Consider the following 24,888-nt stretch of genomic DNA (forward strand, 5'->3'; position numbering starts at 1 on the left):
GACCTCCTTGTGAACTGGACTCTAGACAAGCCCCACTCCACTCGGAGGTCTTCTTTTTGTCATCACACCACGCCGATGTTCCTAACGTCCGTGGTCAATACATCTAGCCAGCCCACAGTCAGCAAAAAAGCCTCCCCCACCCACCGGATTCCGGTGGAGGGGGAGGCTTTGTCAATGCTGGCGGCTTAGGCGCCCGGGATCTGCGATCCGTCCTGGGGGCCCGACTGGGTGGTGCCGGCCTGGTTGCCGGCCTCGGCCTCGGCCTGCGAGCGCGCCACGTGGGCGTGCACCTCGTCCATGTCCAGGGCCTTCACCGCGTCCACCACCTGTTCCAGCTGCTGGGCGTTCAGGGCACCGGGCTGGGAGAAGACCAGCACCTTTTCGCGGAACGCCATCAGGGTGGGGATGGAGGAGATGCCGGCCTCGGCGGCGAGCTGCTGCTCAGCCTCGGTATCCACCTTGGTGAAGAGGACATCCGGGTGCTTCTCCGAGACGGACGAGTACGTGGGGCCGAACTGCTTGCACGGGCCGCACCATTCGGCCCAGAAATCGACCAGGACAATGTCGTTGCCCTCAATGGTGGATGCGAACTGTTCTCCGGTGATGTCAAGGGTAGCCATGGAACTACGGTACGCGCGATGGGCGTGCGCGTCGCGGCGGGCCCCCTGTTGTTCGCTCCCCGCGTGATCGGGAATAACGTGCCCACCACCGTATACACAAGCACTTCCGGCGCCTACCCTTGGGGTCAGCAGCGCAGTTGAGCGCACCCAGGAGGGCCCATGTCCGTGGCAGTTTCGGCGCAGTCCCTGACCAAGAGTTTCGGCCGCCGGGAGGTCCTGCACGGTGTGGACTTCTCGGTGGCTGCCGGGTCAGTTTTCGGCGTGATCGGGCCCAACGGCGCGGGCAAAACCACCACCATGCGCTGCCTGCTCGATATCATCCGGCCCAGCAGCGGCCAAGTCCGGGTACTGGGGGTGGACCCGAGGACGGGCGGTCCTGGGCTCCGGCGCCGCGTCGGCTACCTGCCCGGTGAACTGTTCCTGGAGGGCCGGGTCACGGGCCGGAAACTGCTGGCGCATTACCAGGCCATCAGCGGGCCGGTCCCGCCGGGCCGGATCGATGCGCTCGCGGAACGCCTGGGCCTTGACCTCGACCGGCACACCCGCAAGCTCTCCAAGGGCAACAAGCAGAAGCTCGGCCTGGTGCAGGCTTTTATGCACCAGCCGGAGCTGCTGATCCTCGACGAGCCCACCAGCGGCCTGGACCCGCTGGTGCAGCAGGAGTTCCACGGCATGGTCCGGGAGGCCCGGCACCGCGGCCAGACCATCTTCCTCAGCTCCCATGTGCTCAGCGAAATCCAGCAGACGGCGGACACCGTGGGCATCCTGCGGGACGGGCGCATCATCGCGGTGGAATCCGTGGGCGGCCTCCAGGCGGGGGCAATCCGACGGATCCGGCTCACCGCCAGCACGGCGTCGGGCCTTACAGCGGACGACGCCGTGGCGCTGCTGGCGGGAGTGCCCGGGGTCGGGCAGGTGCAGGTGCTGGAGTCGGACGGCGGGGTGACGCTCGCCGCCGTCCTGGAGGGTGCCATCCAGCCGCTGGTCCGGACGCTGGGGCAGCTTCAGCTGACGGACCTGGTGATCGGGGAACCGGACCTGGAGGAAGCCGTGCTGAAACTCTACGAAGGCGGACAGGAGGAGCCGCGGTGACAACGCTCCCCCTGTTCCGCCGCGCCTTCTTCGATTCATGGCGTTCCACCCTGGCCTGGGCGGCAGGCCTGACGGGGGCGGCGCTGCTGTACCTGCCGCTGTACCCCTCCATCGGCGGCAGCGCCCAGATGCAGGACATGATCAACGCGCTTCCCGCCGAAATGACAAAGGCCCTCAACTACGACCAGATTGCCACCGGTCCCGGGTATACGCAGGCCACCTTGTTCGGCCTGCTCGGTTTCCTCCTGATGACCATCGCGTCCGTGGGCTGGGGCGCGGCGGCCGTGGGCGGGGATGAGGAGTCCGGCCAGCTGGAACTCACCCTGGCCCACGGCGTCCGGCGGATCCAGGTGGTCCTGGAACGGGCCCTGGCGCTGCTGCTGCGCGTCGTGCTGCTGGCCGTCCTGGTCCTGCTGCTGGTGCTGGGGCTGAACGGGCCGGCCCAGCTGGGGATCGACGCCGGCAACGTGGCCGGGGCGGCGGTCCTGTTCGCCGGGCTGGCGTTGCTGAGCGGGACGGCAGCCCTGTGCGCGGGCGCCGTGTCGGGGCGCCGGACCTACGGCCTGGCCGCAGGTGCCGCCGTGGGGGTGCTGGGCTATGTCTTTAATGCCGTGGGCCGTCAGTCACCGGACGTGGAGTGGCTGCTGACCCTGAGCCCGTACCACTGGGCCTACGGGAACTCGCCGGTCACCAACGGCGCGGACTGGGGTGCTGCCGGCCTGCTGTGGGGCCTTTCCGCTGCCCTGGTGGCACTGGCCGCCGTCGCGCTGGACCGCCGCGACGTGGGCGCTTAGTCCCGGCCTGCCCAGGCGTGCGGGGCCGGGGTGCGGGCCCCTGGCAGTGCGCTGGCGGCCCGCCATGCGGGAATCCATTCGGGGAGGACCAGGTCTGCGGGAGGTTCGCCGAATTCCTTCAGGATCTCTTCCTGGCTGACGGGGCCGCCCCTGGTGACCAGCCGGGTGGCGATGTAGGCACTGGCGTAAATTTCGCCGTCGGCCACCATCCGCTGTTCGAAGTAGATGGCCTTGGCGTCCAGTCCGATGATGCGGGTTTCGATGCTGTACCGCTGCCACAGCTGCAGGGAGCGGCGGAAGGTGATGGTTTCGCTGGCCACCACCGGGCCCCAGCCGCGGCGGCGCATCCGCTTCCACACCCGGCTGCGGACCATCAGGTCGAACCGGCCCAGGTCCATCAGCGACAGGTACATGCCGTTGTTGACGTGCAGCGCAATGTCGATGTCCGTGGGCAGGACCCGGAGGTTCAGCGAGGCGGCGTCCCACACGGTGAGCGGCGGCCGTCGGGTGGAACGGAGCAGCAGGAGCAGGGTCCTCAGAAGCAGGTGCATGCCACAATGCTACCCGCCGGTAACATCGCGTGCCCGTTGTTGCGCGCAGCGCCGCGTAGGATTCCTGCATGACGCAACAACGCTACCGGGACCTGGCGGAGTGGCCGCTGATGGCGACGGCCCTGGTGTTCCTGGCAGCGTACGCATGGCAGGTGATCGGGCGCGTCGAAGGCAGTGGCGCCGCCTGGCTCGAGGCCCTTATGTGGGCCACCTGGGTCGTCTTCGCCCTGGACTACGCCGCCAACCTCCGGCTCGCGCCGGACCGCCGCCGCTGGTTCTTCCGCAACCTGCACGAGCTGATCATTGTGGCGCTGCCGTTCTTCCGCCCCCTGCGCCTGCTCCGCCTGGTGACGCTGCTGTCCGTCCTGCACCGGACCGTGGGTGAAACCCTCCGCGGCCGGGTGGTCACGTATGTGGCAGGCTCCGCCGCCCTGCTGGTTTTTGTGGGCTCGCTCGCCGTGCTGGACGTTGAGCAGTCCGCGCCGGACGCCAAGATCGTGACGTTTGGCGACGCGCTGTGGTGGGCCATCACCACCATCACCACGGTGGGCTACGGCGACCTGTACCCGGTCACCCCCATCGGCAGGATGGTGGCCGCCGCGCTGATGATGAGCGGCATCGCCGTGCTGGGCGTGGTCACCGCATCGATCGCGTCCTGGCTGGTGCAGCGTGTGGAGGACACCGCGGAAACCGCCGCCAACGCCGTTGAGGAGCCGCTGCGGGCCGAGGTTGCCGACCTGACGGCCCAGATCGCCCTGCTCCGCCGCGAAATTGCCGGCCTGCGGGATGACCCCACGCCGTAGCAAAGTCCGCAGGTCAGGTAGTGGAACGCCGCCGCCTGAGTAGCCAACACCAGTAGTCCCCGCCGAAAGTCGGGTAATTCCTACTGGTGCTGGCCCCCGCGCCCGGTTCCTAGACTCGGGATTCCTAGGACCGATTGACGCGCTGGCGGGTCCCCCGGGTTGGCTCCCCGCGGTCCCGCCTCCCTGCAGGGCCTCCGTATTTTTCTGGGTTGCGGATGCTCCATCCCGCACCATCTGGTATCCGGCGTGCGCCGGCGCCCGGCGGCGCATCACATGATTCTCCGTTTTGGCTGCCCCGCGTCCGCGGTGCCGTGCAGGACTGGACCCGGATGGACACACCACATGAACCAGCCAAACCCCGCCGTCCCCGACGCCGAAAGCCGGAGCTTCGTCACCGACGAACCCCGGACCGACCTGATTTCCCGTAAACCTGCCGGTCACCGGAAATTATGGGCCGGCGTCGCCACCGCCGCCGTGGTGGCGGTGGTGGGCGTTGGGGCCCTCAACGCCCCCACGTGGTTCCCGGAACGCACGACGGCGGCGGCTCCCGTTTCCGACGTGCCGGCCGCTGATGCGGCGGCCGGTACCGGGACGAACGACACCGGCCCGGGTCCGGGGACGGACCCGGCGGGACCCGCAGTCGACGTTCCCGCCGCTGACGCGCCGGCGGCCGAAATTCCGGCGCCGGTTGAACCAGTGGCTGCGGAAGCTGCGCCGGTTGAACCAGTGGCTGCGGAACCGGCACCAGCGGAGGCGGCACCCGCTCCTGCGGGCGACCCCAACCTGTACACCGTCCGGCCCGGCGACACGGTCGGTGCGATTGCCGCCGGCCACGGCGTGGACATGAATGCCATGCTCGCGGCCAACGGCCTTGCCGCCTACAGCCTCATCGTTCCAGGCCAGACACTGCTCCTCACCGGCCCCGCCTTGCCGGTCCCGGAGGCTCCGGTGGTTATCCAGGCCCCGGGCGCTCCCCCAGCGGCGCAATTCACCGCCGCCGTTTCCGCCCCTGCACCCGCGGCCGCCCCGGCTCCGGCACCCGCACCCGCTCCCGCTGTGCGGACCATCTACGTGGCCGGCGCCGGCGGGCAGTCAATGGTGGATGCCTGCATCGGCCCCATCCACTTCACCCCGAATGACGGCTACTCGCTGTTCATCACCGAACATGACTTCTGCGGCGGCTGGGGCCGGTTCTCCGGCATCGGCGTAGGAGAAACCGTGAGCATTCCCGGCTACGGCACGTACACGGTGACCGGGCGCGGGCAGGTACCGAATCCAGGCACCACCAACGATGTGGTCAACGTCTTCGGCGGCTTCCCCCGGGCCATCCTGCAGACCTGCATCCCGGGAACCAGCCAGATGCTGCTGATTGCGCTGAACTGAAGCATCCCAGCTTGTCCGCGGATCCGGACCCGGCCTGGGTGGGATCTGCGGACAAGGCCAGGACCTGTCCCGTCCGGTCCTTGGCCATATCTGCAGGAAAAAGCCCATGGTAATCAGGGCAAAGAAAAACACCCCGGTCCGAAGACCGGGGTGTTTTTCTTCAAAATGTGGCAGATGAGGGATTCGAACCCCCGTAGGCGTTGCCAGCTGATTTACAGTCAGCCCCCTTTGGCCGCTCGGGTAATCTGCCGAACTTCAAAAGAAGATCACCCCCGGCTGCAGCTTGTGGACCGGCGTGAACCGTTCCGCTCCCAGTAACCGCGGGCAAGACAACTTTACAGAACTTCCGCCGAAGAATCGAATCGGGCGCGGCGCGGGCAGAAAACCCGCGGAACGGCGGGAAAAACGGCAAGCGATCCACCGCCCGGCGACCCAGGGTAGCGCGGGTCAGGCTCCGCCCAGGATCCGGCCGGCGAGCCGGGCCTCGAACTTGACGGCCTGTTCCTCGGTGATCTGGTTCAACTGGACGGCCCGCAGCAGGTCATCGCTCACACCGCTCATGCGGGCGGAGGCATCCGCCACCGGGGTGAAAATGACGGACGCGGCAATAGCGGCGGCAGCCACTGAGGTTGCGGCTGCGCCTACGGCAGCCGAAGTGGTGCGGGTGACATAGGCGACGGCCTTGCGGTGCATGGTGTTCCCTTCGAGCAAACTTCCCAATGAGTCCAACTCTGTCCGCGCCGGCTTCGTTCCCGCCCTGCGTCCGCTGTGAGGGAACTGTGAAAAGCCCACCCCCCCTCGGCAGGACCATCCGTACTAGGCTTGCTGGCAGAGTTCCGTGCCCTGTGCGCAGGGTGACAACCATCAAAAGGAGAGTCATGGCAGGCGAGTCAACGTTCGACGTCGTAAGCAAAGTGGACAAGCAGGAAGTGGCCAACGCGCTGAACCAGGCGCAGAAGGAACTGGTGCAGCGCTACGACTTCAAGGGCGTCGGCGCGGAGGTGGATTTCAGCGGTGAGAAGATCCTGATGAAGGCCAACTCCGAGGAACGCGTCCTGGCAGTCCTGGATGTCCTGCAGTCCAAGCTCATCCGCCGCGGCATCTCACTGAAGTCCCTGGACACCGGAGAGCCATTCCCCTCCGGAAAGGAATTCCGTCTGGAAGCCTCCATCAAGGAAGGCATCGAGCAGGACCTGGCCAAAAAAATCAACAAAAAGATCCGCGACGAAGGCCCCAAGGGCGTCAAGTCCCAGATCCAGGGCGACGAGCTCCGCGTTTCCTCCAAATCCCGCGACGACCTCCAGGCCGTTATGGCGTTGCTGAAGGACTTCGACGAGGCCGACCTGCAGTTTGTGAACTTCCGCAGCTAGGCCCGATCTGGCCGTGTGATTACAGGGAAGTTGCTTCCTTAGTCCGCACAGAGTCCGCAGAATCCGCGAGGACCGTAGCGATCAGCCTTGATCCTGCGGTCCTCGTTTTGTCTTCGGCGGTCGGCCACAGGTGGCTGTAGGTGTTCAACGTGATCGAGGGTGTTGCGTGACCAACCGCCCGCTGGACGGTCACCACATCGCACCCGTCAGCAATGAGCCCTGACACGAAAAAGTGCCGGAGGTCGTGCAACGTGAATTCGCCAATGTCGGCTGCTTCACGGACCTGGCGCCAACGATCAGCGGCAGAGTTGCGGTTGAAGTACGTTCCACCAGTGCCGAACAGCCATTGCTCTTTGCCGAAGACGCCTACAGTTTCGACATGACGGGCAAGGATTTGCACGAGCTCTTCAGCGACGTAAACAACCCTCTCCGAGCCATGCTTCGGCGGGACGACTTCGGCCGCGGCTTTCGTGTTGCCCTGGATCTGTCTGGAGACATTGATCGTGCGGCGAAGGAAGTCCACGTCTGCCAATTGCAGGCCGGCCGCCTCACCGAGGCGCAGCCCAGCAAAGGCGCAGACGGCGATGTAAGGAGCGAACCATTCCGGGGCGACCTGCAGAGCGGATTTGACCTGTTCGGGCGCAGGTACGGTCATAGCGGCCTCGCGGCGCCTTTCCCGGGGCAGCTTCGCACCCGCACAAGGGTTCTCTGCGATCACCTTGTCGGTGACGGCGGCGCGGAAGGCAGAACTAACCAGGTTGTAGTAAACCTTCACGGTGGCCGGCGCCAACCGGGCAGACAACCCCTTCACCCACGCCTGAATGTGAGACGGCAGAATTGCCCGAATCTGAAACTCCTTGAACGTAGCAGCCGCTAGAGCCTGTTCGGCTTTGAGTTTCGTTCCAGTTGCCCAAACCTGGACAGCTGCCCATTGCTCGAACCACTGAGCGAACGTGATTTTCCCAGCCTTGGGATCCACGTACCTGCCAGTTACGACCGAAGCCGTTACCTCGTTGATCCACTGCTGCGCGTCGATCTTCCGGGCGAAGTGCCTAGCGTGCTCCTTGCCTACGCCATCCCGGTAACGGGCCCGCCAGCGGCCGTCAGGCCTCTTCTGAATACTTGCCACGGTGTAGCCCCCTAGCCTTTTAGTCGCCTGCCGGTCCTAACCGGTGGTAGAAATCCTGCCTTGCGTGCCTGCGTTATCCACCGCTGGACGGTAGCCAGAGGCTTTCCGTTGATCTCACTCATTGCCCCTGCGACATAAGCCTGTGGATCCTCTCTCATGAGGTACTGATATTGTCGCGCCACCAACGCTGAGAAGTGATCACTCTTGGAAGCCGGCGGCAGCGCAACCAAGGGGTTTACTCCGTCAGATGCCTCACCTGACACCTCGAGAAAAGTGCGCAGATTCGCGGAACCGGATTGCTCACTGAAGGTATACGCCCCTGCAATCGCGGCGAGCGGGAGCGACCGCAGGTCGGCACCACTGAGTTCAATGCTGCGTGCCGTAAACGGCATGATCACCGCACTGACGTTCATGGGCTCGTTCTCCCCAAGGGTTTGCAGTCTCAGAAGGACTTCCCGCCCGCTCGTGGTGTTTCGAATTCTGGCCCACTTCGCGCCGCTATATAGCCACGCCCGGCGCGACTTCGGTCGGGACCCATGTTCATCCCGGTGCCTATCGGCGTCGTTGTCCAGTTCCTTGTCCTCGATCTTGGCTCCCGCGAGGCGCTCCAAATTTTCAAACTCATCGTTACCAACAAATTCGACGTGAAGCCATGGTTCGGGGAGCTGAATATCGTGTCGAGGCATGCCGCCCACAGTATCATCCATCGATACACCGCACGACACTTGCAAACACCTCACCAATCAGTTAGGCTCCTTGTGCGACGTTAAATAACGCATCACGAAGAGGAGAAACAATGACATCCGTCAAAGCCATGAGGTTGCTGACCCTAGATGAGGTCGCCGAGATGCTTCGCAAATCGCCAGCGCAAGTTAGGTGGATGCGGCATCAGAAAACTGGGCCTCAGGCCGCCCGGCTGGCCGGGCGTCTCTTGTGGCGCGAGCAAGACGTTATCGACTGGGTCAATGCTGCTTTTGAAGCCGAAGCCATCAAATGACGGCGCCGGTGCCAGTGAGCGCAGAACTCATGCTGGTTGCCCGGTGCCGGATATGCGGGGCACCGATGTTCAGCAAAGAGTCCTTGGCAACAGGGATCGGCCCAAAATGCAGAGGTCAGCAGAAAAAGAAAGACCGCGACGGAGTCTTTGGCGAGATCGTCACGGTCCAGGAAAACACCAACCACTAAGTAGGAGCTTCCATGCAGCACACTATCACCCCTCCCACGACGGTACGAGAACTCGAAGACGTTGCCGGAAAACTCGACATGGATCTGCCCGAGGTCATGGACCTTCTCGGAGATGCGCTCGGGGAGAACTGGTGGAACGAAGAACATAACGACTTCATTCTGAGGACAGAAGAACCCGCCGCGCCACCCACTACCCAGGTGCCTGCCCGGCCCGCATTGGTCCCACACGGATTCACCCCACTCGATGGGCACGACGACCTTTACGAGGGCAAGCGCATCGAGTCCACCCGGTGGACCATCATCGCGGAGTACACGGCTCACACGGGGGACTTTTCCGTGGCGTTCTGGACCAAGGACGACGACCCCATGACGGCGGAAGAAGTCAGCGAATATGCCTACGGACTAATCTCCATGGGCTCGTACATAGCCCACATGAGAGACAGCCATGCGAGTGCGACAGCCGCACTGGAAGGCACGCAAGCCCCCGCATGACTAAACGGTGCCCATGTTGGGGCGGGCAATTCATAAGCGTGGCCCAATATCAGCATTCCGAAATCTGGGCGTACCTCTCAGTCCATGATCCGGCCTACCTGCGCGAACTGGAGGCAGCAAGTGACTGAGGACTACGCACAACCACCCGAAGCGTATTGGAAGGAAAGGGCCGCCGGCGGCGAACCGGAACCCGCAGTAAGCCGGGACCGTGCAACTTGGGCGCCCATTGATCTGACCAGCGTTTTGGACGGAACCCACAGGGCTCCACAGCCGACGTACATGGAGCGCGAGGACGGCGTCTGCCTCGGGTACCCCGCACTCGTGCACGCACTCAACGGCGAATCGGAATCAATGAAATCAATGGTTGCGCAGGCCGAGTCGGCAAGGTGCGTCAACGAAGGCATCGATGTCCTGTACATCGACTGCGAATCAGACCAGGGCGCAGTCATCAACAGGATGATGATGCTCGGGGCCCGCCCGGAGCAGATAAAGGATTACTTCCACTACGTCCGGCCACAGTTGCACCCGGCCGGCACGGAGCAGGAACGCATCGCCTTCCACGGCCTGCTGCAGCGCACTTACGGGCTCGCCATCATCGACGGCGTCACGGAAGCGTTCGCGATATTCGGCGTCAAGAGTATCGACAACGACGAAGTAACCCGGTGGGGGCGGGAAATCCCCAGGCGGATAGCCGACCACACCGGGGCCTGCGTTTTCCTCATCGATCACGTCACCAAGAGCGAGGAAGGCCGCGGACGGTTCGCCATCGGGGCACAAGCCAAGCTCTCGTACCTTACGGGCGCAGCCTATGGCCTTGAGGTGGTGGAGCCCGGCGGCGTCGGAATGATCGGACGTATCGCCCTGCGCGTCGGTAAGGATCGCCCGGGACAGGTCAGGCCCAACGCAGGCAATTGGCGGAAGTCAGACCGGACCCAGGAAATCGCAGTCGCAGTGTTCGATTCCACAGTGCCGGACAAGATCCTCTATCGCCTCGAAGCGCCCCGGGGCTCGGCCGAAGGAAGTACGGATAACTGGCAGCCAACGGAGCTCATGGAACAGATTTCCAAAGCTCTCCAAGAATCAGGAAAGGCTCTCTCATTTCGAAGCATCAACGCCTGCGTCAGGGGCAAGCGGGAAACCATCGAGAAGGCGATCAAGGAACTGGTTCACCTGGGACATATCAGGGTCGAGCAGGGATCCAGGAACGCTCACCTTCATCACCTAATCCACCCCTACTCGGCTGGGGACACACTCACTGCCCTGAAAGCAGTGTGAGTGTGCCCCCGTCTAAAGAACGGAACGGGGGCACACACACTCACCGTTCCCCGGACACGGTCGGGGCACGGTCGGACACACTCACGACAAGGCGGCACTCATTGACAACCCAACAGCAGCCCTCAGTGGCAGCTATGAAGCTCTCCAAAGCCCAGTACATCGAACTGTGCGACAAATTCCGCGACAAGGCCCAGGAAGCCCACCAAGACTCGCGCGCATGGATGAACCGGGCACTCCTGGCCGAGGCCACCATCAAAGTCTTCAAAGCCGCATACGAGACAACACCCACAGGCCATCCACACGGAAGCGAGCAAAAAATGACCGAGAACTCAGACCCCATCCAAGACCTTCGTCTGTCGAAGGAACGTTACGCAGTGGGATTCGGCCCGAACGTAGCCGTGATGATCGCAGCCGGCGCGAACCCCGCAGATGAATCGGTCTACATACTGACACCTCACATGAAGGCGCCTGAAGGTGTCGGATTCGTTTACACACTCCGCGAAAAAGATGCCGTGGCCCTGATCCGCGCCGTCTACCTCAGCCTGAGCCCGTTCAGCAGGATTACGGCCATGACGGCCTTGGAAGGAGCCTAAGCATGGGTCAGATACACAACCTCACGGAGTCCGAGTTCCCCGATATTCTCCGGCGTCTTCGGGCGTTGGAGTTCGCAACGAATCAGAACCACATGGCTATCGGCCGCGGCGGGCTCAGCGTCCACTCCGGCGGCATGATCACCATCGAAAACGGTGGGCTAAACGTCACCGGATCCGCCACCATTACCGGCATCTTGAACGCTGACGGGACAGTGAACCTGACCGGCATCATCGGCGTCAGCGGCCCCCTCACCGTCACTGGAACGACCAAGCTAAACGGTCCCACGACGGTAGGCGGAAATACCACTGTCAACGGCGACCTGACCACCAACGGAAAACTCGACGTCAACGGCCCAACCACTCTGGACGGCAACACCACCGCCACAGGAGACCTCACCGTAAACGGTCCACTCAACATCAAGGGAACCTCAACCCTGGCCGGCGACCTGAACGTGACCGGCAACGGAAAAATCAAGGCCGGCGGCATGACCGTGGACCCCGGCCTGTTGGGCGGCAGTGTCCAGTTCACAAACGGCGGCTACCTGTCAGGCACCACGGACGGCCCGCAGCTCACTGGCCCGGCTGGTAACGCCTTCGTCTACGTTCGCAACGCCCTCGCGGGTATTCAGGCCGCGGCCATCAAATTGGTTGGCGCTGTGACGGTACAGGGAGGCCTCCAGATAACCGGCCTGCCAACTACGACCCAACCAGCCAACCTCCACATCGACAGCAGCGGCAACGTCTCCAGGAGCACCGCATGAGCCGCAGTCACCAAGATCCCCGCCCACCCGCGCCGCGCCCCAACATCCCATCCAAGGAGAACCACTGATGTTCACGTCCAAAGCCGAACACTACGGAATCAACATCAAGCAGGGCGTCACCATCAATGCAAAACCCGCGCTCATGACCACGGACAACGGCGAGCACACCGCGGCCGTAGTTGTCTTCAAGGCCCGTCAGATCCAAAGCGTCCTACCCCTTGCCGACGCGCTCCGCCTGGCTAACGAGATAGCCGACGCGATAGCCGCCCACCGCGCCGCCACCCACAACTAACCGAATCACGAAGGACAGAACCATGATTAATGCACAACTCACCAACCTTGTCATCGCCTCACTCAAAGCAGCCGGCGTCACGCCGCCAGAACTCACCCCGACCCGGCCGTTTCCCAGGCCGACCAAGGTCAGCGCCGAAGAACTTATCGAGGCTGTGATCGCGAGCAAGCACGATGATCCCTATCAAGACCCCGCTGTTATTGCCATCGCTTCCAAGCACTACGTCCAATCACTCGGAACACTGGAGCAGGGACACGTGCAGATTGAACTTGCACGCCGCGCCGCAGAGCTCAATTCCAACAAAGATCTCATCCTCGGGCGTCTGCAAAAGGCATTCAAAGAGACTGCAGAACAGCTCGTGGAAGATGCCGCACCGATCAAGCAGGTAGACGACCCCGCCGCCATCGATCCTCGAAGTAGCAGCCGGGAAGCTTCGCTCGCCGCCGGAAACGTTATCCACGGAATCAGGAAGCTTGAAGCGATCCTCAAAGCGTGGGCAGACCTCTGGCTCGCGCTCGGGAAGGCCAGCTACGGCGTCGAACGAGGAAAGCCATTCGCCTTCATGAACCCCAACGCCGAGATGTGGGACCAACTACGGTTGAACCCCACTATCTGGGAAGCGGTTCACATGGGCGAGCCACTGACCCTGGCCGACAGCCCCGAACATGTCAGCGAACGCTTCCAAGCCATGATCCGCAACGAACAAGCTGCCTTCGATTCGCTGCGGGAAGCCCATCACAGCAAGAATGGCGCGGCACTGCTCAAGGCCTTCCGCGGCTAGGACAAACCAAGGGGTTAGCCGGCCACAATCGTCCGGCTAACCCCCAGGGGGAGGACCCCCCAAGCACCCCGCTGTAGCCCCTCTGGGTGTAGGCGATTTCTCTCCCCGGGGAGCTGAATAAATCGACCTGTAGGGCCGGATCCCTTGGAATCAGTGCAATCCGGCCCTAATGTCCCACGTTGAAAGGACTGAAATGGAGCATAAAACCCCATCGGGGCTGAAGGCTGGAGGCAGGAAACTGTGGCGTTCCGTCACTGATGACTTCGAATTGGGCGAGCATGAGCTGAGCATCCTGCTGGAGGCTGCCCGGACTGTGGACGCTTTGGACGCGCTGCAGGCCATTGTTAGGGATGAGGGCGTGACCAATGTATCGCCGCAGGGCGTCAGGGCTCACCCTGCGCTTGTGGAGGCGCGTCAGCAGCGCGTGACGCTGGCCAAGCTTGTGGCGTCCCTACGGATTCCATTGGAGGAAGAGCAGGAGGCTGCCCGGACGCCACAGCGGCGCTCAGGTGTCCGCGGCTTGTCGGCGGTTCAGTGAGGCGCCGGCCGCGGGAAGCGCGGGCGGCGGACGGCCGAGACGGTCCACCCTGGCTTGATGACTTCGACCCCGCAGCATGGCCCGGTACATCCGACTATCAGCGCTGGGAGGCCTGGGACAAAGCTCGCAGGGCATGGGCCACAACGAACATGCCGGGCGGCGCGAATGACCTGCAGAGCCATGCCGAACTCATCCCAGACCAGCCTTGGAGCGAAGTGCGTCACCTAATCTAGGCTCGGGGGAAAGGCCCCTGACCGTAACTATCGAAGGAGCCACTATGGCCGATGAAGCAAAGACCATCGAAGACCTGACCACTAATGCCAAGGCGGCACTCCTGGAAGCAATCGCTAAGGCGGCTCCTAGCGCCAACGGGCGCGGCGTTGAGGGACTCGAAAGTCTCGCTCGGGCATTTGCCGCTATTGCCCCGGTAGGTCCGCGCAAGGGCAAACTGACCGAGTAGCCGGTAGGAGGAAGTGCGGCCGGGACCTACTTTCAGGCGTCAAGCTCTGCAAGTAGGTCCCGTGCCAGTGACTCCCAAGCAGCGGCGGGAATGGTTGGATCCGACGCGAGTCCGCCGGCTACTAGCTGAAGGTCTTCAGGCAGATCCGGATCCCAGTCTGAACCTTCCCTCCCGTAAACCTGGTAGCCGCCCTGCTCTCCGTCGTCCCAGTAAAAGGGCACGTAAGGCGTCCTCACGCGCTCATCGGCGCTTACGAGAGCGATGTAAGGATCCACGGTGGGCACACCGAGGGCGAACAGCTTACCGACCGCAGGAAAACGTTCCTTGTGCTTCCACTGTTGCCAAGCGTGCTGGAAGGCAAATTCGAGGGGCAGCTTGGCGCTCGGCACATGGTAGCGGCCTATCATGCACAACCCGAGGGCGATGCCGGCAGATACTGCTTTGTACTGAAAGTTCTTGTCCTGGGTCTTGGCCACCCGGACAGTATAGGGCGGCCCACCGACGACCCCGGACCTCACAAGAGGTCCGGGGCTCTGTTTCAGTGCGCCTGACAGACAGTACTCGTGTCAAAAGACACTTTGGTCCCGTCTGCTTGCACGATCTCCGAATATTCAATCTTGTGCAGAGTGGTCTTCTTGCATGCGGGGCAGTAGATATTATCGAAGCGAGTTTTATTAGCCATGGCGTGAGGGTATCTCTCGTTGCTGGAAGTTTGCCGGGCACGTCCCGCCCGCGGGTCGGGACGACAGTTAGGCTGAGGTGCATCAATCCATCCACAGCAGGGGGTAATCATGAATCTTTGGTACGAGGCTCTAGACGGGCTTGGAGAGATTCAGCGAGGCTCTGCAGACAGCCTCACCGTTGACCAGAAGCTCAAAATCGTTGAAATCAAGGCCCTCATGGCCATCGGTCAGGAGCTAAATGCCCTGCGCTTGAAAGACGACCAGCCCTTCGACTGATTTCGTAGGAAAAGGCCTCGGACATGACGTTGAACTGGTCCGGGGCCTTTTCGTCGTTATTGGAGCCGCGCCGCCTTCGCCTCAGCCCGCGCCCTCTGACGAGTGCGGCTCTGCTCTTGCCTGGCAAGAATGCGCTCCAGTTGGTCAGCACTGACCACCTGCCAGGACTGAGATCCCCTGTGCCATTGCAAGGTGGGATACTTCATCTCGGCGAACTCTTTCAGCACTTCCTTGCTAATAGCCCAGTTACCGTTGGGATTTCTGTACGACCACTCCGCACCGAACTCTTTCCGGATCTTGGCGACAAGCTGCCCCTGGTGAGCGTGGCCCGGAGCGGCATCTTCAATCTGCCGTATAAGCCACCTAGCAATTGCGGCAGCATCAACAGTTGCTGTCCCCGATGTCTCAGTCATTTGTGCATCCTAACTTGTCCAAAGCACTGGATCGGTGACATCAGTGCTACCGATACCATTAGCCGGCTACGGTCGCATTTAGAATGGGCCGCCGCCATGCCAAATGAAGGGGTCACTAGTGGTGACCCCTTGGGTATGAGGTCCACGCCCCCGCTACTGCTGAGACATCACACGGCCTCCGCTACAAGCCCGGTGACCTCGGCCGTCGATCCGGGCAAAGCCGATTCGATATGGTCACTAAGCGACCTGGACAAGACCAGTCCAAGGGCCATGCGAGGGTCATCACTGAGTTGCATGATGATCTCCGGAGGTAGGCCGGGCCTCCCCTCTGACGGGACTGTGGGCACTCCCAAGGCCGCTTCCCTCAACGTTATTGGATCCAAGTCGATGTGAAATTCGACGGCCAGCTTGTAAGTGACCACTGTTATCTCTCCCCCAAAAAGTACTTGCTCATCTCGGCACGATAGCAGGTAAAAAATTCAGGATCAGTCGAATACCCCATATGGAGTCCGGCTTTCCCATATGGCAATTTCCTCACCGGATTTGTTGCAATTCCAGTTCACAGTTCAGTTCCGGCCTAGACTCGCCGGCATGAATGATCAGTCCCTTGCAGGAACAAGTCAGAAACTCGCGTACACCTTCGAGGAAGCCGCGGCCCAGTGCGGCTACAGCGTGCGGACGCTGAAGCAGCAGGTAGCCGATGGATACCTCCTGGCGCGCTATGCCAACACCAAGGGCATCATTACTCACAAGGACATGTCAGAGTGGCTTGAGAGGCTGCCCGTAGAGGCCCCAGAGCGGCGCCGCAATGGCTGACGGCCACAGTACCGTCCCGGTCTTCCGAACCCCGGAGCAGGTAGCCCCGGAACTCGGGATGAAACCCACAGAACTTCGCAGGTACGTCCGGGAATCCGGGATCTGTACCCGCCTCAGCCGCAACAGCATCATGCTTCACCAAGACGATGTAGAACGACTCGTCGCCTGGGTCCGTGAGCGTAACGCTCTCACTACCGAAGAAAAGCAACGAGACCCCTTCCGGTAAAACCGTTTAGTCCGCGAAAAGTCCGCAACAGGTCCGCAAACGGGCAGTAGCCGTCCGTGCCCCGCAACGCTGGCAAGCCCGGAATCTAGCGGATGCCAGCACAACCCATCACCGCCCAACAGGGGGTTGTCAGTTTGTGAACTTCCGCAGCTGATTCTGCGCCCATGACGGCCCCGGGACCCCCGGGCCGTCATGGCGTAACCTGCACGCATTAGCGCATATTTGGTTTGCGTAATTGCCTGCCCGCGGTACCCTCTTCCTTAGGCCTGCCTAACATACAGCGCCCTAAGCGAAAGAAATCCATGACAGCCAACTATCTGATCGGCCTGCGCGAGGGCCTCGAAGCCACCCTGGTGGTGGTCCTCCTGATGGCGTACCTGGTCAAAACTGACCGCCGGCACCTCATCCCCCGCCTCTGGGCCGGCGTCGCCGCGGCAGTGGCCGTCTCCATCGGGTTTGGCGCCCTCCTGACGTTTGGCCCGCGCGGGCTGACCTTTGAGGCGCAGGAGGCGATCGGCGGTTCCTTGTCGATTGTCGCCGTCGGCCTGGTGACCTGGATGATTTTCTGGATGGCGCGCACTGCCCGCACCCTGGGCACCGACCTGAAGTCCAAAGTCGACAAATTCAGCGGCGGTGCAGGCTGGGGTTTGGTGGTTGTGGCCGCGGTGGCAGTGGGCCGGGAAGGCCTCGAAACCGCGCTGTTCCTCTGGGCCGCAGCACAGGCCACCGGCCAAACCACGCAGCCCCTTGTTGGCGCGTTGCTGGGCCTGGCCACCGCAGCGGTCCTGGGCTACCTCCTCCACCGCGGGGTCCTCAAAGTCAATCTCGCCAGGTTCTTCACCTGGACCGGCGCCACCCTGGTCGTTATCGCCGGCGGCGTCCTGGCCTACGGCATCCACGACCTCCAGGAGGCCGGGATCCTGCCGGGGCTGAACTCGCTGGCTTTCGATGTCAGCGGCGCCATCCCGCCGTCGTCCTGGTACGGCACCCTCCTGAAGGGCACCCTGAACTTTTCCCCTGCCACCACCTGGCTGGAAGCTGCCGCCTGGCTGCTCTACGTGGTGCCGGTGCTGGTCCTCTACCTGCGCGTCAACCGCAGACCGGCAGCGCCCGCGGCGCCCGCGGCGCCCCGCACCATCCCCACCCCAGCCACCACGGCTTTCTGAACCCCCACTGCCCTTTCACGAACAGGAACACCATGTCCGGCTTCCCCCTGCCTAAATCCGCACGCCGCTCCACTCCCCTGGGCCTGCTGGCCGCAGCCGTAACTGTCCCGCTGCTGCTGGCCGGCTGCACCGATAACACCAAAGCCGCGGACGACGCCTCCGGCGTGATCCAGGTGGTCAGCTCCAGCACAGAGTGCAGGGTCTCGGTTGGCAGCGTGCCCAGCGGAAACCTGAACTTCGCCGTAAAGAACGACGGCGACCAGGTCACCGAGTTCTACCTGCTGGCGTCCGACGGGCTCCGCATCCTGGGCGAAGTGGAGAACATCGGTCCGGGACTGACCCGCAACCTGGTGGTCACCGCACCGGCAGGGTCCTACACCACCGCCTGCAAGCCGGGCATGCAGGGCGACGGGATCCGGGCAGGCCTGGAAGTGACTCAGTCCGGCAACGAACCCACAGCGGATACGGACTTCCAGCAGCTCCTGGACACCGCCACGGCGCAGTACTCCGCGTACGTCAAGGACCAGACCGAGCAGCTCCTGGCCGGCACGGAGGAATTCGCGGCTGCCTTCGCCGCCGGGGACGCGGACAAGGCCCGCTCGCTGTACGCCGCCACGCGGCTGCACTGGGAACGCATCGAACCGGTCGCAGAATCCTTCGGCGACCTGGACCCACAGCTGGACGCCCGCGAGGCGGACCTTGAGCCCGGCCAGGAGTGGACCGGCTGGCACCGCGCGGAGAAGGACCTGTACCCGCCGGCGGAGTACACCGCCTTGACCGCCGCCGAGCGGACCACCATCGCCGACCGCATGGTGGCTGACACCAAGGACCTGCTGGAACGTACCCGGACCCTGGAGTTCACTGCCGACAAACTGGGCAACGGCGCCAAGGAACTGCTGGACGAGGTGGCCACCGGCAAGGTCACCGGCGAAGAGGAAATCTGGTCCCACACCGACCTCTGGGACTTCCAGGCCAACGTGGACGGCGCCCGGATCGCCTTCGAGAACCTCAAGCCCGCGTTGCTCCAAAAAGACGCTGCCCTCGCCGGAAGCCTCGACGAACAGTTCGCCGCGCTCCAGGCCGAGCTGGCCACGCACGCCCAGGGCGACGGCTTCACCTACTACGACCAGCTCAGCGAAGACCAGATCCAGCGCCTCGCCGGGCTGGTGGATGCCCTGGGCGAGCCGCTGTCCAAACTCACCGCGGCCGTGGTCCTGTGAGCGGCTGCCCCATGGGCGGGCACCCGCCCACCGGGCCTGACTCAGCCCCTGCTGAACTGCCCGCCTCGCGCCTGAGCCGGCGGAACCTCCTGAGCCTGGCAGGCGTGGGCGGCGCAGCAGCAGGTCTGGCCGCCGGCTTCTTCGGGCACGACACCGTGGCAGCCATGGCCGCTGACACCACCCCCGCGCCCGCGGACGATTCAGTGGTGCCGTTCCACGGCGACCACCAGGCCGGCATCACCACCGCGGCCCAGGACCGGCTGCACATGGCGGCCTTCGACGTGACCACCACCAAGCGCGAAGACCTCATCGCGCTGCTGAAGGACTGGACCGAAGCGGCTGAGGCCCTCACCAAGGGCCTGCCGGCCGGCGCCACCGGCGCCGTCGACGGACCCTACGGCGCCCCGCCCGAGGACACCGGCGAGGCGCTGGACCTCAACGCAGGCCGGCTGACCCTGACCTTCGGGTTCGGCGCCAGCCTCTTCGAAAAGGACGGCGTGGCCCGCTTTGGCCTGGACGGCCGGCGGCCGGAGGCCCTGATCGACCTGCCCCATTTCCCCGGCGACGACCTGGACCCGGCCCGCAGCGGCGGTGACCTGGTGGTCCAGGCCTGCGCGGACGACCCGCAGGTGGCGGTCCATGCCATCCGCAACCTGGCCCGGATCGGGTTCGGCAGGGCCCGTGTCCGCTGGTCGCAGCTGGGCTTCGGCCGGACATCCTCCACGTCACGGGCCCAGCAAACGCCCCGGAACCTGTTTGGTTTCAAGGACGGCACCAACAACCTCAAGGTCGAGGACGCACAGCTGCTGGACGAGCACGTGTGGGCGGACTCCACCCGGCCGCAGGATGCGTGGCTGGCCGGCGGCAGCTACCTGGTGGCCCGGCGGATCCGGATGCACATCGAAATCTGGGACCGGACGTCCCTGGGCGAGCAGGAAGGCCTGATCGGCCGCACCAAGGGCACCGGGGCGCCGCTGTCCGGCGGCGGGGAGTTCACCGACCCGGACTTTGCCCTGACGGGGCGTGCGGACAAGCCGCTGATTCCTTTGGACGCCCATGTGCGCATTGCCCATCCGGCACAAAACGGCGGGGTCAGGATGCTGCGCCGGGGCTACAACTACACGGACGGTTCCGACGGGCTGGGCCACCTGGACGCCGGGCTGTTCTTCATCGCTTTTGTCAACGACCCCCGCACCCACTACGTCCCCATGCAGATGGCCATGGCCAAAACAGACACCCTGGCCGTGGAGTACCTGGAGCACACCGGCTCGGGCCTGTTCGCTGTTCCCGGCGGGGTCCAGCCGGGCGGCTACCTGGGCTCCGGCCTGTTCAGCTAACCACCCGGCTGCACCCGCCCGGAAGGGTTACTGCAGGGGCCGGCCGGCCATCCGTTCCAGCCGGGCAATCCGGTCGCGCATGGGCGGATGCGTGGCGAACAGCTTGTTCATGGCCCCGCCGCGGAACGGGTTGGCGATCATCAGGTGCGAGGCGTTGACCAGGTTCTGGTCCGGCGGCAGCGGAACCATGGTGACGCCCTGCTCGATCTTGCGCAGGGCTGAGGCTAGGGCCAGCGGATCTCCCGTCAGCTCCGAACCGTCCTCGTCGGCGTCGTACTCCCTGGTCCGGGAGATGGCCATCTGGATCAGGGAGGCCGCAAACGGGGCCAGCAGGGCCATGGCGATCATGGCCAGCGGGTTGGAGTTGCGCCGGTCGCCGCCGAAAAACAGCAGCATCTGGCCCACGGAGGTGATTACACCGGCCACGGCAGCTGCCACGGAGGAGGTCAGGATGTCCCGGTTGTACACGTGCATCAGTTCGTGGCCCAGCACACCGCGGAGCTCGCGGGCATCCAGCAGCTGCAGGATCCCCTCGGTGCAGCACACGGCGGCGTTTTTCGGGTTGCGGCCGGTGGCGAAGGCATTGGGATTCATGGTGGGCGAGACGTAGATGCGCGGCATGGGCTGGTTGGCGCGGGTGGACAGCTCCCGGACAATCTGGTGCAGTTGTGGCGCCTGGGACTCCGTGACCGGGAAAGCCTGCATGGAGCGGATGGCGATCTTGTCCGAGTTCCAGTAACCGTAGGCGGTGGTGGCCACCCCGACCAGCGCCATGATCCAGATGGGCGCCGTGCTGCGGGTTCCTGCGCCGATCAGCGCGCCGAGCACCAGGAGTACGGCCCAGAGCACACCAAAAAGAGCCGCCGTTTTCATCCCGTTATGGTGTTTGTGCATGGTCGCTTCCCTTCGTGGCCTACGGGACCGGGTGGTGGGAGTCGTACTTCCGGAACCCCGGCTGCAGTGCGGACGCCAGCCAGGCTCCCGCGATGCACAGCACGCCGCCCAGCAGCAGGACCCAGCCCTCACTCAAAAGCTTAGTGCCGCCACCGGCCAGGAGGTCGCCCACCCTGGGTCCGCCCGCCACCACCACGATGAACACGCCCTGCAGCCGGCCGCGCAGGTGGTCCGGGGTGGCGGCCTGGAGGATGGTGTTGCGGAAAACGCTGCTGACGGAGTCGGTGATGCCTGCCAGGATGCAGCACAGCACGGCGGGCACCAGCCACAATGTCACGCCGCCGTCCGGGGAGGGGCCGGCCAGCAGCACCACCAGCCCGAACGCGGCGATGGAGGCGCCCCAGCCCATGATCGAAAAGACCACGGCGCTGCCCTGCCTGCGGACGCCACCCAGCGGGCCGGAGAACAGCCCGGCCAGGAACGCTCCGACGGCGGTGGCCGCCAGCAGGATGCCCACGGTGGATTCGCCGCCGCCGATCATGATGGCGCCGATTGCCGGCAGAAGGGCTCGGGGCTGGGCCAGGATCATGGCAACCAGGTCGATCACAAAGGTCATGCGCAGGTTGGGGCGGGTGCTCAGGAACCTGAAGCCCTCAACGACGGACCGGAGGCCCGCTTTCCCACTGCCACCGGCGGGGCGCATGGGCGGGAGCCGGTACACGGCCCACACCACAAACGCGAAGGACGCAAAGTCGATGGTGTACGTCCAGCCAAACCCCACCCAGGCCACCAGCACGCCCGCCAGCAGCGGCCCGGCGGTCATGGCCAGGCCGAACGACATCATGCTCAGGGCGTTGGCGGCGGGGAGGAGTTCCTTGCGGATCAGCATGGGAATAATGGCGCTGCGGGCGGGCTGGTTGATGGCCTGGGCGCCGCTCTGCAACGCCACCAGCAGGTAGAGGACCCACACGTTGCCCAGCTGGAACCAGGACTGCAGGGCGATCAGTCCCGTGGTCAGCCACAGGACGGAGCTGGCCAGCAGGGCAACCCTGCGGCGGTCGTGGGAGTCAGCGATGGAACCGCCCAGCAGCCCGCCCACCACCAGGGGCACGAGGGCAAAAATCCCCAGCAGGCCGACGTAGAAGCTGTCCTGGGTCAGCCGGTAGACCTCCAGGCTGACGGCGACGAGTGTGAGCTGGCTGCCGACAGCGGACACGGCTGACCCCAGCCACAGCCGACGGAAGGCAGGGCTTTCCCGCAACGGAGTGATGTCTGCCAGTATTTTCCCCACCTTGCAACCCTAATGGGGCTTCCCGCCCCCTCAACCCGGCGGGGTGCAAGGTAAGTGGAGCCTTATTGTGAGATGTTCATAATAAGTGGTTCAATGGAGCCATGACGGAGCACCTGGATGGCCACAACGCATGGGCAGCGTCCCTGCGCGCGCATGGCCGCCGCGTGACCAAACAGCGCCTTGCGGTGCTGTCAGCCGTGGAGAACCATCCCCACTCGCCGGCCGAAAGCATCCTCGCGGCTGCGCGTGCCGAGCTGCCTGAACTGACGGCACAGTCCGTTTATGTGGTGCTGGGCGACTTGACGGACCTGCACATGCTCCGTCGGTTCGAGCCGCCCCACTCCCCGGCGCTGTACGAAACCCGCGTTGGCGACAACCACCACCATGCCATCTGCATCAGCTGCGGCCGCGTGGAGGACGTCGATTGCGCCGTCGGACATGCCCCCTGCCTCACCCCGCACTGGAACGACGGCGCCAAGCCGATGACCATCCAGATCGCCGATGTGATGTACCAAGGCATCTGCCAGGACTGCCAGCAGTCCCAACAACTTCCTTCTGAACGTCCCTCACCAGAAATAAAGAAATAGGAGAACAATGACTGCCATTTCGACCACCCAGTCAGGTGCACCGGTTACGTCCGACGCGCATTCCCAGTCAGTTGGTGCCGATGGTGCCATCATCCTGACCGATCACTACCTGATCGAGAAGCTGGCCCAGTTCAACCGTGAGCGCGTGCCGGAGCGTGTAGTGCATGCCAAGGGCGGCGGCGCGTTCGGTACGTTCAAGACCACCTCGGATATCTCCAAGTACACCAAGGCCGCGTTCCTGCAGCCCGGTGTTGAGACCGAGATGCTGATCCGGTTCTCCTCGGTCGCCGGCGAGAGCGGCTCCCCGGACACCTGGCGGGACCCGCGCGGGTTCGCCGTGAAGTTCTACACCTCCGAGGGCAACTACGACCTCGTGGGCAACAACACCCCGGTCTTCTTCATCCGCGACGGGATCAAGTTCCCCGACTTCATCCACTCCCAGAAGCGCCTGCCGGGCACGCACCTGCGTGACGCGGACATGCAGTGGGACTTCTGGACCCTGTCCCCCGAGTCCGCCCACCAGGTCACCTGGCTCATGGGCGACCGCGGCCTGCCCGCCTCCTGGCGCGAAATGCAGGGCTACGGCTCACACACCTACCAGTGGATCAACGCCGAAGGCGAACGGTTCTGGGTCAAGTACCACTTCAAGTCCAACCAGGGCGTGCAGTCCATGTCCGGGGACCAGGCCGAACAGCTCGCCGGTTCCGACGCGGACTTCTACATCCGCGACCTGCAGGAAAACATCGGCGCCGGGAACTTCCCGTCCTGGGAACTGCACGTCCAGGTCATGCCCTACGAGGACGCCAAAACCTACCGGTTCAACCCGTTCGACCTCACGAAGGTCTGGCCGCACGGCGATTACCCGCTGATCCACGTCGGCACCATGGAGCTGAACAAAAACCCGGAGAACTACTTCGCGCAGATCGAACAGGCCACCTTCGCGCCCTCGAACTTCGTGCCCGGCATCGCCGCGTCCCCGGACAAGATGCTCCAGGCCCGCATCTTCTCCTACGCCGACGCGCACCGCTACCGGGTAGGCACCAACCACGCCCAGATCCCGGTGAACCTGCCCAAAAACCAGGTCAACAACTACAGCCAGGACGGGGCAGGCCGGTACCACTTCAACGCCCCGACCGTCCCGGTCTACGCCCCCAACTCCGTGGGTGGCCCGGCAGCAGTTGAGCCCGCCTCCCCCGCAGGTGGCTGGGAGAACGACGGCGAACTGACCCTCGCCGCGCACACCCTCCACACCGAGGACAGCGACTTCGTCCAGGCCGGCGCGCTCTACCGCGAGGTCTACGACGACGGCGCCAAGGCACGCCTCCTCGAAACCATCACCGGAGCAGTCAGCGGCGTGAAAACCCCCGGCATCAAGGAACGCGCCATCCAGTACTGGACCAACGTCGACACCGAACTCGGCGCCAAACTCCGCGCCAACCTCGGCGCCGGCCAGGTCGAATCCGACGCCGAAGCAGCCAACAAGGTCTAACCCACCACCACCAGGTGCGTTGGACCGGCACCTGCCCGCTGAATTTACTTCAGCACGGCAGTGATCCGGTTCTTCACAGCGAACCCCGTCCCTTCAGGGACGGGGTTCGCTGCGTTTAATGCCTGGCGGGAGGGTGAGATCCCAAAGGAATTCCTCGACTGATTCCGGCTGGTCCGTTCCCGCTCGATATTGCGGGCGAATATTCATGACGGACTTTGTTTTGACGTGACTATCAACGTCATTAAGACAAAGCATTCATGACAGTTCGGGAACTTCGTTTTCCTGCGGGGAAGCGCTCCATATACTTTGGCGACTGCATATGGTGTACACACAATTCCAGGGGATAAATTGGCATCAAATAGGGGCATCGC

The 24,888-nt window shown here is 63.9% G+C and carries 31 protein-coding genes and 1 tRNA gene; 22 read left to right on the forward strand and 10 right to left on the reverse strand.

Annotated elements, in window-relative coordinates; translation table 11 throughout:
* Positions 1-185: 185 nt before the first annotated feature.
* The gene (locus ACRB8A_RS14270; RefSeq protein ID WP_050685359.1) at positions 186-620 is read right to left on the reverse strand and encodes a thioredoxin family protein; all 435 of its coding nucleotides are present in this window, start codon (positions 618-620) and stop codon (positions 186-188) included.
* A 159-nt stretch (positions 621-779) separates the two neighbouring features.
* Here ACRB8A_RS14270 and ACRB8A_RS14275 point away from each other — a divergent pair, with 159 nt between their 5' ends.
* Positions 780-1,712 (forward strand): ABC transporter ATP-binding protein, encoded by a 933-nt coding sequence (locus ACRB8A_RS14275; RefSeq protein ID WP_432244908.1) that lies wholly within the window; start codon positions 780-782, stop codon positions 1,710-1,712.
* The gene (locus ACRB8A_RS14280; protein WP_050685361.1) at positions 1,709-2,506 is read left to right on the forward strand and encodes an ABC transporter permease subunit; all 798 of its coding nucleotides are present in this window, start codon (positions 1,709-1,711) and stop codon (positions 2,504-2,506) included. The genes ACRB8A_RS14275 and ACRB8A_RS14280 overlap by 4 nt, the downstream gene beginning before the upstream one ends.
* Here the strand turns inward: ACRB8A_RS14280 and ACRB8A_RS14285 are convergent.
* Complete coding sequence (locus tag ACRB8A_RS14285) at positions 2,503-3,057, reverse strand: thioesterase family protein (protein WP_432244909.1); 555 nt, start codon at positions 3,055-3,057, stop codon at positions 2,503-2,505. The two genes, ACRB8A_RS14280 and ACRB8A_RS14285, sit on opposite strands and share 4 nt — an antisense overlap.
* A 68-nt stretch (positions 3,058-3,125) precedes the next feature.
* Here ACRB8A_RS14285 and ACRB8A_RS14290 point away from each other — a divergent pair, with 68 nt between their 5' ends.
* Together ACRB8A_RS14290 and ACRB8A_RS14295 are read left to right on the forward strand one after the other, a co-directional pair.
* On the forward strand, positions 3,126-3,860 hold the full coding sequence (locus tag ACRB8A_RS14290; protein WP_056596878.1) for a potassium channel family protein: 735 nt from the start codon (positions 3,126-3,128) through the stop codon (positions 3,858-3,860).
* A gap of 342 nt (positions 3,861-4,202) precedes the next feature.
* Complete coding sequence (locus ACRB8A_RS14295) at positions 4,203-5,243, forward strand: LysM peptidoglycan-binding domain-containing protein (RefSeq protein WP_432244910.1); 1,041 nt, start codon at positions 4,203-4,205, stop codon at positions 5,241-5,243.
* Between the two features lie 168 nt (positions 5,244-5,411).
* Here the strand turns inward: ACRB8A_RS14295 and ACRB8A_RS14300 are convergent.
* Positions 5,412-5,493 (reverse strand) — tRNA-Tyr (locus ACRB8A_RS14300).
* 197 nt (positions 5,494-5,690) lie between these two features.
* Complete coding sequence (locus tag ACRB8A_RS14305; RefSeq protein ID WP_050683645.1) at positions 5,691-5,936, reverse strand: hypothetical protein; 246 nt, start codon at positions 5,934-5,936, stop codon at positions 5,691-5,693.
* A 185-nt stretch (positions 5,937-6,121) separates the two neighbouring features.
* Between ACRB8A_RS14305 and ACRB8A_RS14310 the strand changes: the two genes are divergently transcribed.
* Complete coding sequence (locus ACRB8A_RS14310; RefSeq protein WP_050683646.1) at positions 6,122-6,613, forward strand: YajQ family cyclic di-GMP-binding protein; 492 nt, start codon at positions 6,122-6,124, stop codon at positions 6,611-6,613.
* A 19-nt stretch (positions 6,614-6,632) separates the two neighbouring features.
* On the opposite strand, the gene ACRB8A_RS14315 is transcribed toward ACRB8A_RS14310, so the two are convergent.
* Both ACRB8A_RS14315 and ACRB8A_RS14320 read right to left on the reverse strand, forming a co-directional pair.
* Entirely contained in the window at positions 6,633-7,742 is a 1,110-nt protein-coding gene (locus ACRB8A_RS14315; protein WP_432244911.1) for a tyrosine-type recombinase/integrase, read from the reverse strand.
* Between the two features lie 11 nt (positions 7,743-7,753).
* Complete coding sequence (locus ACRB8A_RS14320) at positions 7,754-8,449, reverse strand: hypothetical protein (RefSeq protein ID WP_432244912.1); 696 nt, start codon at positions 8,447-8,449, stop codon at positions 7,754-7,756.
* Between the two features lie 89 nt (positions 8,450-8,538).
* On the opposite strand from ACRB8A_RS14320, the gene ACRB8A_RS14325 reads away from it, so the two are divergent.
* The 10 genes from ACRB8A_RS14325 (at position 8,539) to ACRB8A_RS14370 (ending at position 14,119) form a co-directional block, all read left to right on the forward strand.
* Positions 8,539-8,739, forward strand: a complete 201-nt coding sequence (locus ACRB8A_RS14325) for a helix-turn-helix transcriptional regulator (RefSeq protein WP_432244913.1) — start codon at positions 8,539-8,541, stop codon at positions 8,737-8,739.
* Between the two features lie 29 nt (positions 8,740-8,768).
* Positions 8,769-8,927 (forward strand): DUF6011 domain-containing protein, encoded by a 159-nt coding sequence (locus tag ACRB8A_RS14330; RefSeq protein ID WP_432246046.1) that lies wholly within the window; start codon positions 8,769-8,771, stop codon positions 8,925-8,927.
* 12 nt (positions 8,928-8,939) lie between these two features.
* The gene (locus ACRB8A_RS14335; RefSeq protein WP_432244914.1) at positions 8,940-9,419 is read left to right on the forward strand and encodes a hypothetical protein; all 480 of its coding nucleotides are present in this window, start codon (positions 8,940-8,942) and stop codon (positions 9,417-9,419) included.
* A 279-nt stretch (positions 9,420-9,698) separates the two neighbouring features.
* A complete protein-coding gene (locus tag ACRB8A_RS14340) occupies positions 9,699-10,694 on the forward strand; it encodes a hypothetical protein (RefSeq protein ID WP_432244915.1) in 996 nt (331 codons plus the stop codon).
* A 101-nt stretch (positions 10,695-10,795) separates the two neighbouring features.
* Positions 10,796-11,287 carry a hypothetical protein gene (locus ACRB8A_RS14345; protein ID WP_432244916.1) on the forward strand — a complete coding sequence of 164 codons (492 nt, stop codon included), beginning with the start codon at positions 10,796-10,798 and terminating at the stop codon, positions 11,285-11,287.
* 2 nt (positions 11,288-11,289) lie between these two features.
* On the forward strand, positions 11,290-12,048 hold the full coding sequence (locus tag ACRB8A_RS14350) for a hypothetical protein (RefSeq protein ID WP_432244917.1): 759 nt from the start codon (positions 11,290-11,292) through the stop codon (positions 12,046-12,048).
* A 67-nt stretch (positions 12,049-12,115) separates the two neighbouring features.
* On the forward strand, positions 12,116-12,340 hold the full coding sequence (locus ACRB8A_RS14355) for a hypothetical protein (protein WP_432244918.1): 225 nt from the start codon (positions 12,116-12,118) through the stop codon (positions 12,338-12,340).
* Positions 12,341-12,362: 22 nt separating this feature from the next.
* A complete protein-coding gene (locus tag ACRB8A_RS14360; RefSeq protein ID WP_432244919.1) occupies positions 12,363-13,121 on the forward strand; it encodes a hypothetical protein in 759 nt (252 codons plus the stop codon).
* Between the two features lie 193 nt (positions 13,122-13,314).
* A complete protein-coding gene (locus ACRB8A_RS14365; protein ID WP_432244800.1) occupies positions 13,315-13,659 on the forward strand; it encodes a terminase in 345 nt (114 codons plus the stop codon).
* 277 nt (positions 13,660-13,936) lie between these two features.
* Positions 13,937-14,119 (forward strand): hypothetical protein, encoded by a 183-nt coding sequence (locus ACRB8A_RS14370; RefSeq protein WP_432244920.1) that lies wholly within the window; start codon positions 13,937-13,939, stop codon positions 14,117-14,119.
* Positions 14,120-14,151: 32 nt separating this feature from the next.
* Here the strand turns inward: ACRB8A_RS14370 and ACRB8A_RS14375 are convergent, their stop codons facing one another.
* Positions 14,152-14,595 carry a hypothetical protein gene (locus tag ACRB8A_RS14375; RefSeq protein WP_432244921.1) on the reverse strand — a complete coding sequence of 148 codons (444 nt, stop codon included), beginning with the start codon at positions 14,593-14,595 and terminating at the stop codon, positions 14,152-14,154.
* Positions 14,596-14,910: 315 nt separating this feature from the next.
* On the opposite strand from ACRB8A_RS14375, the gene ACRB8A_RS14380 reads away from it, so the two are divergent.
* Positions 14,911-15,078 (forward strand): hypothetical protein, encoded by a 168-nt coding sequence (locus ACRB8A_RS14380; RefSeq protein WP_432244922.1) that lies wholly within the window; start codon positions 14,911-14,913, stop codon positions 15,076-15,078.
* Between the two features lie 56 nt (positions 15,079-15,134).
* Here ACRB8A_RS14380 and ACRB8A_RS14385 read toward each other — a convergent pair whose 3' ends face one another.
* On the reverse strand, positions 15,135-15,491 hold the full coding sequence (locus ACRB8A_RS14385; protein ID WP_432244923.1) for a DUF6953 family protein: 357 nt from the start codon (positions 15,489-15,491) through the stop codon (positions 15,135-15,137).
* A gap of 591 nt (positions 15,492-16,082) precedes the next feature.
* Between ACRB8A_RS14385 and ACRB8A_RS14390 the strand changes: the two genes are divergently transcribed.
* From ACRB8A_RS14390 to efeB, 4 genes are all read left to right on the forward strand, one after another.
* Positions 16,083-16,307, forward strand: coding sequence for a hypothetical protein (locus tag ACRB8A_RS14390; RefSeq protein WP_432244924.1), 225 nt, complete (start codon positions 16,083-16,085; stop codon positions 16,305-16,307).
* 528 nt (positions 16,308-16,835) lie between these two features.
* Complete coding sequence (gene efeU, locus ACRB8A_RS14395; RefSeq protein ID WP_050683647.1) at positions 16,836-17,699, forward strand: iron uptake transporter permease EfeU; 864 nt, start codon at positions 16,836-16,838, stop codon at positions 17,697-17,699.
* Between the two features lie 32 nt (positions 17,700-17,731).
* Positions 17,732-18,919, forward strand: a complete 1,188-nt coding sequence (gene efeO / locus ACRB8A_RS14400) for an iron uptake system protein EfeO (RefSeq protein ID WP_432244925.1) — start codon at positions 17,732-17,734, stop codon at positions 18,917-18,919.
* The gene (gene efeB, locus ACRB8A_RS14405; protein ID WP_432244926.1) at positions 18,916-20,256 is read left to right on the forward strand and encodes an iron uptake transporter deferrochelatase/peroxidase subunit; all 1,341 of its coding nucleotides are present in this window, start codon (positions 18,916-18,918) and stop codon (positions 20,254-20,256) included. The genes efeO and efeB overlap by 4 nt, the downstream gene beginning before the upstream one ends.
* A gap of 27 nt (positions 20,257-20,283) precedes the next feature.
* Here efeB and htpX read toward each other — a convergent pair whose 3' ends face one another.
* Positions 20,284-21,150, reverse strand: a complete 867-nt coding sequence (htpX, locus tag ACRB8A_RS14410; RefSeq protein WP_050683650.1) for a zinc metalloprotease HtpX — start codon at positions 21,148-21,150, stop codon at positions 20,284-20,286.
* A gap of 19 nt (positions 21,151-21,169) precedes the next feature.
* Positions 21,170-22,441 carry an MFS transporter gene (locus ACRB8A_RS14415; RefSeq protein WP_432244927.1) on the reverse strand — a complete coding sequence of 424 codons (1,272 nt, stop codon included), beginning with the start codon at positions 22,439-22,441 and terminating at the stop codon, positions 21,170-21,172.
* A 101-nt stretch (positions 22,442-22,542) separates the two neighbouring features.
* Between ACRB8A_RS14415 and ACRB8A_RS14420 the strand changes: the two genes are divergently transcribed.
* Both ACRB8A_RS14420 and ACRB8A_RS14425 read left to right on the forward strand, forming a co-directional pair.
* The gene (locus ACRB8A_RS14420; RefSeq protein WP_050683652.1) at positions 22,543-23,028 is read left to right on the forward strand and encodes a Fur family transcriptional regulator; all 486 of its coding nucleotides are present in this window, start codon (positions 22,543-22,545) and stop codon (positions 23,026-23,028) included.
* 7 nt (positions 23,029-23,035) lie between these two features.
* Positions 23,036-24,517, forward strand: a complete 1,482-nt coding sequence (locus ACRB8A_RS14425) for a catalase (protein ID WP_432244928.1) — start codon at positions 23,036-23,038, stop codon at positions 24,515-24,517.
* The last annotated feature ends 371 nt before the right edge of the window (positions 24,518-24,888 follow it).

This window comes from Arthrobacter sp. G.S.26, assembly GCF_050847375.1.
In the GTDB taxonomy this organism is placed as follows: Bacteria; Actinomycetota; Actinomycetes; order Actinomycetales; family Micrococcaceae; genus Arthrobacter.

Bases quoted from the DNA above. Each gene is read 5' to 3' on its own strand.
- ACRB8A_RS14350 (WP_432244917.1), top strand. From the start codon at position 11,290: ATGGGTCAGATACACAACCTCACGGAGTCCGAGTTCCCCGATATTCTC.
- ACRB8A_RS14295 (WP_432244910.1), top strand. From the start codon at position 4,203: ATGAACCAGCCAAACCCCGCCGTCCCCGACGCCGAAAGCCGGAGCTTC.
- ACRB8A_RS14340 (WP_432244915.1), top strand. From the start codon at position 9,699: ATGGAGCGCGAGGACGGCGTCTGCCTCGGGTACCCCGCACTCGTGCAC.
- ACRB8A_RS14275 (WP_432244908.1), top strand. From the start codon at position 780: ATGTCCGTGGCAGTTTCGGCGCAGTCCCTGACCAAGAGTTTCGGCCGC.
- ACRB8A_RS14360 (WP_432244919.1), top strand. From the start codon at position 12,363: ATGATTAATGCACAACTCACCAACCTTGTCATCGCCTCACTCAAAGCA.
- ACRB8A_RS14270 (WP_050685359.1), bottom strand. From the start codon at position 620: ATGGCTACCCTTGACATCACCGGAGAACAGTTCGCATCCACCATTGAG.
- ACRB8A_RS14420 (WP_050683652.1), top strand. From the start codon at position 22,543: ATGACGGAGCACCTGGATGGCCACAACGCATGGGCAGCGTCCCTGCGC.
- ACRB8A_RS14330 (WP_432246046.1), top strand. From the start codon at position 8,769: ATGCTGGTTGCCCGGTGCCGGATATGCGGGGCACCGATGTTCAGCAAA.
- ACRB8A_RS14365 (WP_432244800.1), top strand. From the start codon at position 13,315: ATGGAGCATAAAACCCCATCGGGGCTGAAGGCTGGAGGCAGGAAACTG.
- ACRB8A_RS14370 (WP_432244920.1), top strand. From the start codon at position 13,937: ATGGCCGATGAAGCAAAGACCATCGAAGACCTGACCACTAATGCCAAG.
- efeU (WP_050683647.1), top strand. From the start codon at position 16,836: ATGACAGCCAACTATCTGATCGGCCTGCGCGAGGGCCTCGAAGCCACC.
- ACRB8A_RS14355 (WP_432244918.1), top strand. From the start codon at position 12,116: ATGTTCACGTCCAAAGCCGAACACTACGGAATCAACATCAAGCAGGGC.
- efeO (WP_432244925.1), top strand. From the start codon at position 17,732: ATGTCCGGCTTCCCCCTGCCTAAATCCGCACGCCGCTCCACTCCCCTG.
- ACRB8A_RS14335 (WP_432244914.1), top strand. From the start codon at position 8,940: ATGCAGCACACTATCACCCCTCCCACGACGGTACGAGAACTCGAAGAC.
- ACRB8A_RS14285 (WP_432244909.1), bottom strand. From the start codon at position 3,057: ATGCACCTGCTTCTGAGGACCCTGCTCCTGCTGCTCCGTTCCACCCGA.
- ACRB8A_RS14425 (WP_432244928.1), top strand. From the start codon at position 23,036: ATGACTGCCATTTCGACCACCCAGTCAGGTGCACCGGTTACGTCCGAC.
- ACRB8A_RS14390 (WP_432244924.1), top strand. From the start codon at position 16,083: ATGAATGATCAGTCCCTTGCAGGAACAAGTCAGAAACTCGCGTACACC.
- ACRB8A_RS14305 (WP_050683645.1), bottom strand. From the start codon at position 5,936: ATGCACCGCAAGGCCGTCGCCTATGTCACCCGCACCACTTCGGCTGCC.
- ACRB8A_RS14310 (WP_050683646.1), top strand. From the start codon at position 6,122: ATGGCAGGCGAGTCAACGTTCGACGTCGTAAGCAAAGTGGACAAGCAG.
- ACRB8A_RS14290 (WP_056596878.1), top strand. From the start codon at position 3,126: ATGACGCAACAACGCTACCGGGACCTGGCGGAGTGGCCGCTGATGGCG.
- ACRB8A_RS14320 (WP_432244912.1), bottom strand. From the start codon at position 8,449: ATGGATGATACTGTGGGCGGCATGCCTCGACACGATATTCAGCTCCCC.
- htpX (WP_050683650.1), bottom strand. From the start codon at position 21,150: ATGCACAAACACCATAACGGGATGAAAACGGCGGCTCTTTTTGGTGTG.
- ACRB8A_RS14385 (WP_432244923.1), bottom strand. From the start codon at position 15,491: ATGACTGAGACATCGGGGACAGCAACTGTTGATGCTGCCGCAATTGCT.
- ACRB8A_RS14380 (WP_432244922.1), top strand. From the start codon at position 14,911: ATGAATCTTTGGTACGAGGCTCTAGACGGGCTTGGAGAGATTCAGCGA.
- ACRB8A_RS14325 (WP_432244913.1), top strand. From the start codon at position 8,539: ATGACATCCGTCAAAGCCATGAGGTTGCTGACCCTAGATGAGGTCGCC.